The sequence below is a fragment of the Pseudomonas sp. Q1-7 genome, assembly GCF_028010285.1.
Lineage (GTDB): Bacteria > Pseudomonadota > Gammaproteobacteria > Pseudomonadales > Pseudomonadaceae > Metapseudomonas.
On sequence record NZ_CP116304.1, the window covers coordinates 703,837 to 715,659 of the forward strand.

Annotated in this window: 10 protein-coding genes; 8 read left to right on the plus strand and 2 right to left on the minus strand. The window is 56.2% G+C overall.

The annotated features are described in order from the left end of the window. Window positions 1-36: 36 nt before the first annotated feature. Window positions 37-786, plus strand: coding sequence for an electron transfer flavoprotein subunit beta/FixA family protein (locus tag PJW05_RS03150; protein WP_108240821.1), 750 nt, complete (start codon window positions 37-39; stop codon window positions 784-786). Between the two features lies 1 nt (window position 787). Next, complete coding sequence (locus PJW05_RS03155) at window positions 788-1,717, plus strand: electron transfer flavoprotein subunit alpha/FixB family protein (protein WP_108240822.1); 930 nt, start codon at window positions 788-790, stop codon at window positions 1,715-1,717. 239 nt (window positions 1,718-1,956) lie between these two features. Here PJW05_RS03155 and PJW05_RS03160 read toward each other — a convergent pair whose 3' ends face one another. Continuing rightward, entirely contained in the window at window positions 1,957-2,373 is a 417-nt protein-coding gene (locus tag PJW05_RS03160; protein ID WP_023663378.1) for a winged helix-turn-helix transcriptional regulator, read from the minus strand. 238 nt (window positions 2,374-2,611) lie between these two features. Between PJW05_RS03160 and PJW05_RS03165 the strand changes: the two genes are divergently transcribed. After that, window positions 2,612-3,508 carry an SDR family oxidoreductase gene (locus PJW05_RS03165; protein WP_023663379.1) on the plus strand — a complete coding sequence of 299 codons (897 nt, stop codon included), beginning with the start codon at window positions 2,612-2,614 and terminating at the stop codon, window positions 3,506-3,508. Window positions 3,509-3,825: 317 nt separating this feature from the next. Here the strand turns inward: PJW05_RS03165 and PJW05_RS03170 are convergent, their stop codons facing one another. Further along, window positions 3,826-5,214, minus strand: coding sequence for an aminotransferase-like domain-containing protein (locus PJW05_RS03170; RefSeq protein ID WP_108240934.1), 1,389 nt, complete (start codon window positions 5,212-5,214; stop codon window positions 3,826-3,828). A 162-nt stretch (window positions 5,215-5,376) separates the two neighbouring features. Here PJW05_RS03170 and PJW05_RS03175 point away from each other — a divergent pair, with 162 nt between their 5' ends. The 5 genes from PJW05_RS03175 (at window position 5,377) to PJW05_RS03195 (ending at window position 11,784) form a co-directional block, all read left to right on the plus strand. Beyond that, window positions 5,377-5,574, plus strand: coding sequence for a hypothetical protein (locus tag PJW05_RS03175; RefSeq protein WP_023663380.1), 198 nt, complete (start codon window positions 5,377-5,379; stop codon window positions 5,572-5,574). Between the two features lie 287 nt (window positions 5,575-5,861). After that, window positions 5,862-6,887 (plus strand): ABC transporter substrate-binding protein, encoded by a 1,026-nt coding sequence (locus PJW05_RS03180; protein WP_023663381.1) that lies wholly within the window; start codon window positions 5,862-5,864, stop codon window positions 6,885-6,887. Window positions 6,888-7,090: 203 nt separating this feature from the next. Then, window positions 7,091-8,533 (plus strand): NADP-dependent succinate-semialdehyde dehydrogenase, encoded by a 1,443-nt coding sequence (gabD, locus tag PJW05_RS03185; RefSeq protein WP_023663382.1) that lies wholly within the window; start codon window positions 7,091-7,093, stop codon window positions 8,531-8,533. A 158-nt stretch (window positions 8,534-8,691) separates the two neighbouring features. Next, entirely contained in the window at window positions 8,692-10,071 is a 1,380-nt protein-coding gene (locus PJW05_RS03190; RefSeq protein WP_023663383.1) for an aspartate aminotransferase family protein, read from the plus strand. A 498-nt stretch (window positions 10,072-10,569) separates the two neighbouring features. After that, the gene (locus PJW05_RS03195; RefSeq protein ID WP_108240823.1) at window positions 10,570-11,784 is read left to right on the plus strand and encodes an MFS transporter; all 1,215 of its coding nucleotides are present in this window, start codon (window positions 10,570-10,572) and stop codon (window positions 11,782-11,784) included. Window positions 11,785-11,823: the final 39 nt, after the last annotated feature.

Genomic DNA, 11,823 nt, shown 5'->3' on the forward strand with positions numbered 1-11,823 from the left:
GGGTTTGCTCCGCTCATATTGTTTTTGGAGACTCTTATGAAAGTCCTCGTTGCCGTTAAACGAGTGGTCGACTACAACGTCAAAGTCCGCGTCAAGGCGGATAACTCCGGCGTCGACCTCGCCAACGTGAAGATGTCGATGAACCCCTTCTGCGAAATTGCCGTGGAAGAAGCCGTTCGTCTGAAAGAAAAAGGCGTAGCGAGTGAAATCGTCGTCGTCACCATCGGCCCGAACACCGCTCAGGAGCAGCTGCGTACTGCCCTGGCCCTGGGCGCCGATCGCGCCATCCTGGTCGAGTCCGCCGACGAGCTGAACTCCCTGGCCGTGGCCAAGCTGCTCAAGGCCGTGGTCGACAAGGAGCAGCCGCAACTGGTCATCCTCGGCAAGCAGGCCATCGACAGCGACAACAACCAGACCGGCCAGATGCTGGGCGCCCTCACTGGCTACGCCCAGGGCACCTTCGCCTCCAAGGTCGAAGTGGCTAGCGACAAGGCCAACGTCACCCGTGAAATCGACGGCGGCCTGCAGACCGTGGCGCTGAACCTGCCGGCGATCGTCACCACCGACCTGCGCCTGAACGAGCCGCGCTACGCGTCGCTGCCGAACATCATGAAAGCCAAGAAGAAGCCGCTGGACGTGGTGACCCCGGACGCCCTGGGCGTTTCCACCGCGTCCACCGTGAAGACCCTGAAAGTCGAAGCACCGGCCGCCCGCCAGGCCGGTATCAAGGTCAAGTCCGTGGCCGAGCTGGTCGAGAAACTGAAGAATGAAGCGAAGGTGATCTGAGATGGCCGTCCTTGTAATCGCTGAACACACCAATGCCGCGCTGGCGGCCGCCACCCTCAACACCGTTGCCGCCGCCCAGAAGATCGGTGGTGACATCCACGTGCTGGTCGCGGGTGCTGGTGTAGGTGCTGCCGCTGAAGCCGCTGCCAAGATTGCCGGTGTGGCCAAGGTCCTGGTTGCCGATAACGCAGCCTACGCGCACCAGTTGCCGGAAAACGTCGCGCCGCTGATCGCTGAGCTGGGCAAGGGCTACAGCCACGTGCTGGCACCCGCCACCACCAACGGCAAGAACTACCTGCCGCGCGTGGCCGCCCTGCTGGACGTCGATCAGATCTCCGAGATCATCGCCGTTGAAAGCGTCGACACCTTCAAACGCCCGATCTACGCCGGTAACGCCATCGCCACCGTGCAGTCCTCGGCTGCCGTGAAGGTGATCACCGTGCGTACCACCGGTTTCGACGCCGCTTCCGCTGAAGGCGGTGCCGCTGCCGTTGAAGCGGTGGGTGGTGCTGCCGATGCGGGCAAATCCGCTTTCGTTGGTGAAGAACTGGCCAAGTCCGATCGTCCGGAACTGACCGCTGCCAAGATCGTCGTCTCCGGCGGTCGCGGCATGCAGAACGGCGACAACTTCAAGCACCTGTACGCCCTGGCCGACAAGCTGGGTGCTGCCGTCGGTGCTTCCCGTGCCGCGGTCGACGCCGGTTTCGTACCGAACGACATGCAGGTCGGCCAGACCGGCAAGATCGTTGCCCCGCAGCTGTACATCGCCGTGGGCATCTCCGGTGCCATCCAGCACCTGGCCGGTATGAAAGACTCCAAGGTCATCGTCGCGATCAACAAGGACGAAGAAGCCCCGATCTTCCAGGTGGCTGACTACGGCCTGGTGGCTGACCTGTTCGAAGCCATCCCGGAACTGGAAAAGCTGCTGTAACAGCGCTTCCCGGCCGGCCGTACAGAAACCCGCTCCTCGAAGCGGGTTTTTTTATTGCACGATGACTCCGACATTGAAGCACGCTGAGCTACGTGTCGATGCGATGCAGCGCTAGGTGCAAGACGTCGAGTTCCGGGACATTTTATGTGCCCGCCAACAATCCTTCTATCAACAGGGATCCACTTCAGACCGGCAGCAGCGACGTGAGAAGAAACCGTTCCGTTATAGCGAGGCTGGACTCACGCGTCAGAGTGCGCCTGCAAAGGCAGTGGAGCCGGTGGCGACGACGTCCCGCTCATTGCGTCATAGTTCGATCGCGCGCCCTGAATGACCACCTTGTTCTGTTCTGCCCAGGCAACGAGGGCGAGCACCGGTTCCAACAGGGTCTGACCAAGATCAGTCAGTTCGTAATCCACTCGCGGCGGGATCGTTGGGTACATCTTGCGCTTAATTAATCCGTCGCGCTCCAGTCCACGAAGTGTGAGAGTCAGCATGCGCTGAGAAATGCCCTCGACGGCGCGCTTGAGCTCATTGAAGCGTTTGGGCCCCGCTCGCAAGGCGCCCACGATGCAAAGACTCCACTTGTCACCGACCCGGTCGAGGATTTCGCGTACGAAAAGGCACTCGTCCGGCATTTGGGTGTTTCTCGGTGACATGGATGTGCCTTCTTGTGGGTAGCGCGACAGTGCCAATATTATCCTAAGGAACAAAAGAGAACTAAGTCCCTTTTCTACTCTTGGATTGAAGTTGTCCGAAGCACCCGCCATCTCGCGGTGTTCCTATGGTCTTCACGTCACCTTGTAGCTCGTAAAGGTAGGGCTGCTGGTGTTCAACGGCAGGGGCGTGAGCAACACGCCATCCCCCCATCAACCCAACCGTCAAGGCAGATCCACCATGTCCCAACGTCTCTTAGTAACCGGCGCTTCCGGCAATCTTGGTCGTCGCGTAGTCGAGTCACTGCTGGAAATAAACGCCGGTCCCATCGTTGCCAGCACGCGCGATCCGTCCAAGTTGGCTGACCTTGCCGCTAAGGGGGTCGAAGTCCGCGCTGCCGACTTCGACCACCCGGAATTCCTGTCTTCGGCTTTTGCTGGTATCGACCGCATGTTGCTGATTAGCACCGATGCCATCCACGTGCCCGGTCGGCGTCTGGCCCAGCACAAGGCTGCTATCGCCGCGGCCGAGAGAGCTGGAGTCAGGCACATCGTCTATACATCGTTGCCGTCGCCGCAACCTAGCAGCGAGAGTGCCGTGGAAGACGATCATTTCTGGACTGAGCAGGCCATCGCCGCAAGCTCGATGAGTTGGACCTTCATGCGCCATGGGCTCTATGCCGAAAACATGCTGTGGATGCTGACGCAGGCAATTGCCAGTGGCGTATTGACCACCGCGACGGCCAACCGAGGGCGTCACTGGGTTACGCGTGAAGACTGCGCCCGGGCCGATGCGGCGGTACTAGCTTCGGGCGACAGCTCTAACCGGATTATCGAGGTCACCGGACCGGCAGCCGTGACCGCAGAAGAAATTGCCGCGTTCGTGTCAGAGCTGACGGGTAAGCAGTTGGTGCATGAGGAAGTCACGGCGGCTGCACTGCGTGATGTCATGGCTGGAACTGGCCTGCCACGTACGTTAATTGGTGCGCTGGTCGGGTTCGATCAGGCCACGGCCATTGGCTTCCATGCCACTGTCACGCAGGCCGTCGAAGAGTTGACGGGCCGCAAGCCTACGACCATGCGAGATTTCCTTTCTGCCAACAAGGTAGCGCTGCAAGCCACGAGGGAGTCTGCGTAAGGGCTATGCCACGAAAGGTTGCGTTAGTCTCTGGCGTCAACTTCGCAGTTGGTGTCGGAACCTTAAGCTAGGGCAGCTGCTCGGGACTACTTTCAGATGGTCTGTTTGGATGTGGTGCAAAGACAAGGGAGCGTCATCACGCTTCGGCAAATTGGTAGCGATCCGCGAATAGCTCAGAGCCCGGTTGGGAGAGCACGTCTCGCTGCTCTGCCGGAGAACGAGAGGGCGTCTTTGCTCATGCGCATCCGCCGGTGCGATCCGGAGCAGTGACCTGCAGCGCGAGGCCCTTTGGTCTGCGCGGCTATCCATTGTTGGCGTCAGTTCTGTCGAGCCAGGAATTCGTAGAGTCGCGCGTCCAATGAGTGGCCAACATTGAAGCGCATCCAAGGTACATTGCGGCCATCAGGCATAAACAGCTGGCCAGGGAACAGAAGGATCTTCGCTTCCTTGGCTTGCCGGGCGAGTTGCGTCGCGTCAGCCACTGCCCTGTGGCGGGCCCAGAGGAACATGCCGGCGTGCGGTTCGTGGAAAAGCTCCAGACCGGCCGCCTCAAGGCGCCGCGCCACGCTTTCGTGAGCCTCGCTGAGCTGTTCGCGCAGCTGGCGCACGTGTTTGCGTTGGCGGCCCTGGAGCAGAATGTCCAGAGCCAGAGTCTCGGTGAGCTCCGAACTGGTCAGGCCGCTAACGATCTTCAGCGGCACCAATTCCTCAATCAGCTCCGGGTGCGCTGCTATGAAGCCAACCCGCAGCGCAGGGGCAATTACCTTGGACAGGCTGCTGATGTAGATCACCCGTGCCAACTGATCGAGGTTAGCCAGCACCAATTGACCGGAGGGATCGAGGTCAGCGTAGATGTCATTCTCGACAATCAGGAAATCGTATTTCTCCGCCAATTGCAGCAAGCGATGGCTTGCAGCAAGGGACAGGCTGGTCCCGGTAGGGCTATGCAGTCGTGCCTGAGTGAAATAGACCTTCGGCCGGTGCTCGCTTGCCAGTTGCTCCAAACGCTCCAGGTCCAGGCCATCGACGGTGCGAGGAACACCCAGCAGCCGGGCACCCTGCAGGCGCAGGTTGAGGAAGAGGTGCTGGTATCCGGGCTCATCCACCAATACCGGATCGCCGCGTTGCACCAGGTACCGAACTGCCAGATCAAGCGCCTGGCTGGCACCGCTGGTCAGCAGTAGTTGTTCGGGACCGGCGGCAACTCCTGCGTCAGCCAGGCGGTCGGCAAGCTTGCCACGAAGGCGCTGGTTGCCTTTGCTCTGGCCGTAGTTGCCGTACTGAATAGGATTCTCGCGCGCCAGGCTCCGCAGGCCGCGCAACAGACCCTCACTGTCTATCCAGTGCTCGGGCAGAAGGCCAATGCCGGGGCGCAGTTCCATTCCAAGCGGCTGGAACGCCTTGTGCAACAGCAGGTGGGCATCGAAGTCAAACTCCGGAGCATCCTCCGCGTCGCGCGCATCCTCAGCGACCTGGCCGCGCACGTAATAGCCGGCATTGGGCACGGTGTTCAGGCAGCCGCGGGCCACGAGGCGATCGTAGGCCTCGGCAACGGTGAAGTGGCTAACGCCGTGGCTCTCGGCGAACTTGCGGATGGAAGGCAGCTTGGCCCCCGGACGTAAGCGCTGCTCCTGGATGGCCAGCGCTATCCCCTCCACGATCTGAGACACCAGAGGAGTGACCGAGGTGGGATCAAGCATTAACAACATAAAAACGTCCGTCGGCTGAATGTCAGAACTGTACAGGCTTGGCGACATGACAGCTCTGCTAGCAGTCCATCGTCGCTGTACATGGCGCGCCACGAGAGGTGGCAGCATTATCCAAGTCGTGCAGCGGCCTTACCGCAAGCTTGAGATGGAGGATCTGCCATGCGCGACACAGCTTACATTTTCGCTAAAGAATGGCCGGTCCACCATAACCTGGTCGCGTTGGGCTGCGCGATCTCACGCTGTCGCCGGATTGACCAGTTCTCTGCTTGGTTCCCGGGCGAGGTGTCGCGCCTGGTTCGCGGCTTCATTCCGCACCTGGCAATGATTCTGCGTAATCGAGGCGAGCCCGTCACCTAGCTTCGAATCGCCAAAGCCTTAAACAAGGCCCCCCTTCTCGAGCGTAAGCGCCCGGCTCAAATCCACGCCCAGTCACGGCCAGTTATGCCTCCGGCAGGAGGTGGTGCATCTGCTCGTGGCAGTGCGGGAAGGAGGATCTGAGGGACTACATCGCTGGCCCGGAAAGTCAGCGTCAAGGATGAACACCAGCGGCAACGTCAGCAACCTCGGCTGAGCCGTTTTCTATGTCCTGACCCAAATGGGTTGGGGTGATTGCAATCTGCCGACAACAATATCTAGAGGTGGACATGAAAAAAACGCTAATTGCGACCCTGATGATGGGCCTGACTTCTTACGCCTTGGCCGCTGACGTGACGGTGATTTCGTTTGGCGGCACCGCCAAGGAAACGCAGACCGAGGCGTACTACAAGCCTTTTGAAAAGGCCTCCGGCAACAAGGTGATCGCCGGCGAATACAACGGTGAGATGGGCATGATCAAGGCCATGGTCGATGTCGGCAACGTCTCCTGGGATGTGGTCCAAGTCGAGGGATCAGAGGTGCTCCGTGGCTGCGACGAGGGGTTGTTCGAGCAACTGGATCAGAAGCGGCTGGGCAACTCCAGCGACTTTATTCAAGGAACCTTTTCCGACTGCGGTGCTGGCCTGTTGGTCTGGTCGATGGTCATGGCCTACGACGCCAAGCGCCTACCCACCGCACCGACCGGTTGGGCAGATTTCTGGGACACGCAGAAATTCCCTGGCAAGCGTGCGCTGCGCAAGGGTGCCAAGTACAACCTAGAGATCGCCTTGTTGGCTGATGGCGTGCCAAAGGAAGACTTGTACAAGGTGCTGTCCACTCCCGCAGGCATAGATCGTGCCTTCCGCAAGCTGGACCAAATCAAGTCGTCGGTCCAGTGGTGGGAATCTGGCGCACAACCCTTGCAGTTCCTGGCCAGCGGCGACGTGGTAATGAGTGCAGCCTACAACGGCCGGGTGTTTGCTGCGCAGGGGGAAGGTGCGCCAATGAAGATGGTGTGGAACGGCAGCATCTACGCCATCGACTATTGGGCAATCCCCAAAGGTAGTCCGGACAAGCAAGCGGCCGAGGATTTCATAGCCTTATCGTTGCGTCCTGAGCAGCAGAAGATCTTCACCACGAAAATGGGCTACGGCTCAACCAACCTGAAAACCACTGCGCTACTCGATCCAGCTCTACAGGAACGTCTGAATACTTCCCCGGAGAACTTGGAGCAGGCGGTGCCGCTGGACTTCGCCTTCTGGGTTGACCACGGCGAGGACTTGGAAGAGCGCTTCAACGCTTGGGCTGCCAGGTAATACCAACGTCATGTAATGCCCTGCTGAGTTGCCGATAAGAGGTGACTCGGCGGGGTACTAGTCCGACCTTCTCGTTTTCAGCCGCTTAATCACCTTTTTGCAGGGCGGCCGCACGGCTCTGATCTTGCCTACCGGCATAAGCGTGAAACTCGGATGGCCATTTTTATGAAGCCCCCTGAATCAAGCAGCATGGAGAGAACATAATGCTCAGCAATCCGATCTTGTTTCGTCAGCAGGCCTATATTGATGGCGCCTGGGTTGATTCGAGCAATGGTCTAACCATCAAGGTCAATAACCCTGCCACTGGCGAATTCATCGGTACTGTTCCCAGGCTGGGGGCTGCAGAAACTCGTTTGGCAATTGAGGCCGCGGATCGCGCATTACCTGCTTGGCGAGCCTTGACGGCCAAGGAGCGGGCAGCAAAATTGCGCCGCTGGTTTGAGTTGCTGATGACAAACCTTGAGGATCTTGCGCGTCTGATGACGATGGAGCAGGGGAAGCCTCTTGTTGAGTCCCGAAGCGAGATTGCATACGCGGCCTCATTCATTGAGTGGTTTGCTGAGGAAGGTAAGCGCATTTACGGTGACACCATTCCTGCGCATCAGTCCGATAAGCGTCTGCTTGTCCTTAAGCAGCCAATAGGTGTTACCGCAGCTATTACGCCGTGGAACTTCCCGGCTGCGATGATTACCCGAAAGGCAGGGCCAGCATTAGCGGCCGGTTGCACTATGGTCATCAAACCCGCATCCCAGACGCCTTTCTCTGCACTGGCGATGGCTGCTTTGGCTGAACAGGCCGGAATTCCGCGCGGTGTACTGAGTGTGGTGACTGGCAGCGCTGGTGAGGTTGGCGGTGAGCTGACCAGTAATCCCATCGTGCGCAAGTTGTCTTTCACTGGCTCCACCGAGATCGGTCGGCAGCTTATGGCTGAGTGCGCGAAAGACATCAAAAAGGTGTCCCTGGAGCTTGGCGGAAACGCGCCCTTCATCGTTTTTGAGGATGCGGATCTGGATGCGGCGGTGGAGGGGGCTCTAGCGTCGAAATATCGCAATGCTGGCCAGACATGTGTATGCGCCAATCGTTTGTACATCCATGATGGTGTTTATGACGCATTCACTGACAAACTCAAACTCGCTGTGGCAAAGCTGAAGATTGGCAATGGCCTCGATGAAGGTATAACAACTGGCCCTCTTATTGATGAGAAAGCCATTGCCAAAGTGGAAGAGCACATTGTGGATGCAGTCGCTCTGGGAGCATGTGTCGTCGCTGGTGGCAACAGGATTGGCGGGAATTTCTTCGAGCCTACGATCCTTGTAAATGTCCCCGCCAATGCAAAGGTTGCCAAAGAGGAAACCTTTGGGCCGCTCGCGCCGTTGTTCCGCTTCACTAATGAGGCCGATTTAATCGCTCAAGCGAATGACACCGAATATGGCTTGGCTGCGTATTTTTACTCGCGCGATCTGGGTCGAGTTTTCCGCGTTGGTGAAGCCTTGGAGTACGGAATTGTCGGGGTTAATACCGGGATAATTTCATCTGAAACAGCACCCTTTGGCGGTATTAAGGCATCTGGTATTGGGCGTGAGGGATCCAAGTATGGGATTGAAGATTATCTAGAGATCAAATATCTCTGCCTTGGCGGAATTTGATTTTACGCTTCACCATAGCCGAAGGAACTAGGTTGTCCCGGCTTCCGGGGTAACCTCGGTATTCCTAAAAAGCTGCCGCGAACAGATTAAATAATTTATTTTGAGTTGCCACTTGTGGGCTTTGGTTCGTCAAAGTCCCGTGAATAGAGTAGTTGATAATGAGCCAATCAAATATTTTGCTTGCTAAAAAGGACGTACAACATCATCTCCATCCTTACACCGATGCACGCCTGCACCAGGACGTGGGTCCGCTGATCATTGATCGCGGTGAAGGTGTTTATGTCTTTGATGTCGAGGGTAAACGCTACATCGAGGCTATGTCTGGCCTGTGGAGTGTTGCGCTAGGTTTCAGCAATGAGCGCTTGGTTAAGGCTGCCGAGCAGCAAATGCGTAAGTTGCCCTTCTATCATATCTTTACCCATAAGGGACATGGTCCAAGTATCGAGCTTGCGGAGAAGCTGATAGAGATCGCTCCTGTGCCAATGAGTAAAGTGTTCTTCACAAACTCTGGCTCTGAAGCGAATGATACCGTCGTGAAAATGATCTGGTATCGAAACAATGCTCTTGGTAAGCCTGAGAAGAAAAAATTCATCAGCCGACTGAATGCATATCACGGCATCACCGCTGTTAGCGCCAGTCTGACAGGGCTTCCGGTTAATCAGCGTGGCTTTGATGTGCCGCTGCCTGGTTTTCATCATGTTAGTTGCCCGCATTTTTATCGTAATGGCCAACCAGGTGAAACTGAAGAGCAGTTTGCAGATCGTATGGCTGCTGAACTGGAGAGCGTCATTCTCCGAGAAGGACCGGAAACTATCGCTGCCTTCTACGGCGAGCCGCTTATGGGGGCGGGTGGTGTCATTGTGCCGCCGCGTACCTATTGGGAGAAGATGCAGGCTGTTTGCAGAAAATATGACATTTTGATCGTTGCGGACGAGGTTATCTGTGGCTTCGGTCGTACAGGAAAAATGTTTGGCTGCGAGACATTCGGGATCCAGCCTGATGTTATGGTTATCTCCAAACAGATGTCTTCTTCGTATCAACCGATCGCTGCAATCTTGATTAACGAGAAGGTATTTGAAGGTATCGCCGATCAGAGTCGTGCTCTTGGTACTCTGGGACACGGATTCACGGCTAGTGGCCATCCGGTCGCAAGCGCTGTTGCATTGGAGAATATTAAGATTATCCAAGAGCAAAATCTCGTTGGGCATGCTGCTGAAATGGGCGAGCTGCTACGAGCTAAGTTGGCGGGCTTCGCGGATCATCCGATGGTAGGTGAAGTGCGCGGGTGTGGCTTGATTGCTGCCGTGGAACTTGTCACAGATCGTAAAACTAAAGCTCCATTCGAAACCGTAGGTCGACTGGGTCGCTTCTTGGCCGCTCGTGCTCAGGCGCATGGCATGATTACGCGGCCTATCGGTGATTCGATCGCTTTCTGCCCACCTTTGATTTCGACGAAACAGGAAATCCAAGAGATAGCAGATATCTTTGGCAAAGCGTTTGAGGACACCGAACGCTGGTTCAGTCAAGGTGGCAAGTAAGGAGTTCGTTACAGTGCAGGTGGTGACGAGAGTCTCTTGCTTTTGAGCTGTCCAGACTTGATAGGCTCTGGAATCCTGCTCTCTGTCACCATCTTTTGCCCCGCATTAGCGGGGCTTTTTTACTGGATTCTTGAAATTTTGGAGGCCGAGATAACTTATCCATCTTGCGGGGCATAAATCTCAAAGCGATACGGACATTGATTTGGTAATTAAATAGGGAAGGCCCTGGGGCCTTATTTCACAACGCCCACTGCATCAAACTCGCCGGAAGCATCCTGAAGTAATTCAGGGCGAACAGAAATCGAATGCCCATGAACTGACTGGCAGGCCAACTCCGAGAGTGCCGAAACCCAGTGGAGAGACGAAGTAATACAGTGCTGCACCTAATTGTCATGGGTGAGCTAAAAACCGCTTCATAGTATTAAATCGAAAAAACTAGAGTCCTTTGTAATTATTTGGTAAGAGAGCAAAATTAAATTTTTTATTCTGTCGAACTGCATGTCGAGGCCCGCTGTGACTAATACAGTCAATAGTCTACCAGTCTTATTGCTCGCTTTAACGATTGGCGCCTTTGCAATCGGCCTTGACACTTTCGTAGTTATAGGTTCGTTGGCCGAAATCTCTCGCAGCCTAGCGATTTCTATTGACGCAGCTGGGTGGATAATTTCCACTTACGCCTTTTGTTATGCCGTATTTGCTCCGTTAAACGCATGGCTATTCCGTGGTTGGAAACGCAGAAATGTCCTGCTGCTCTCAACGTGTATCTTTACGATCGGGAACCTTCTGTGCGCAATCGGCCTTAACTTTGAAATGGTTATTCTTGGTCGCGTAGTTTCCGCCTTCGGAGCTGCGATGTTCACGCCGGCTGCAACCACACTTACAACAGTACTTCTGCCTCCTGAACGAAAAGGCTTTGCACTATCGCTAATATTCGGTGGCATGACGGTCTCACAAGCCGTTGGTGTGCCAGTGACGTCCTGGATTGCCGAGGCTTTCGGCTGGCGCTATGCGTTTTACTTTGTCACGCTGTTCGGTTTGATCGCCCTGATGCTCCTCACAATCATCTTGTCCGGAATCTCCCACGCTAGCCCCCAGATCAAAAAGCAGGCCCTACAGATGGATGTTCCGAAGGTGATATACGGATTACTTTCCGTTACCTTCATGATCGTGGCAGCAGAATTCGTCGTTTATTCTTATCTCAGCGTTCTGTTGTCTGATACAAAATTTGGAATCATTCCGGTCTTACCGAGCGTGCTGTTCGCCTATGGTGTCGGCGCCGTGGTTGGTAATATCGCCACCGGCTACCTGACGGACAGGATCGGCCCGGCCAACGTTCTTCTTGGTGCAATCCTGACACAGACCGGTCTGCTGATTGCGCTGGTTACTCTCCGGGACAATGGGCCTTTGGTCATCGGAATCGGCCTCCTATGGGGCATTGTCAGCTACATGTACCTGGTTCCGATTCAGCATCGCTTGTTGAGTTACGCCGGCAAGCAGTCGAGTATTTTTCTAGCGATCAACAGTTCGATCATCTACATCGGCATCGGGGCCGGAGGCTGGATAGGCGGTCTATTGCTCACGAGGCTGGGAATCCCCTTCCTTGCGATATTTACAGGCATTGTCGGGCTGTCGGCCCTGGCAAGCGCTGTCATAGTGATGCGGCGTCCAGTTAACAACTCCGCCACAGGCGACGCTCTGTCGCAAGTATCCTGAACCCTGTTGCGCTTCTGGCTAAATCGCCCGAAGAGTCAT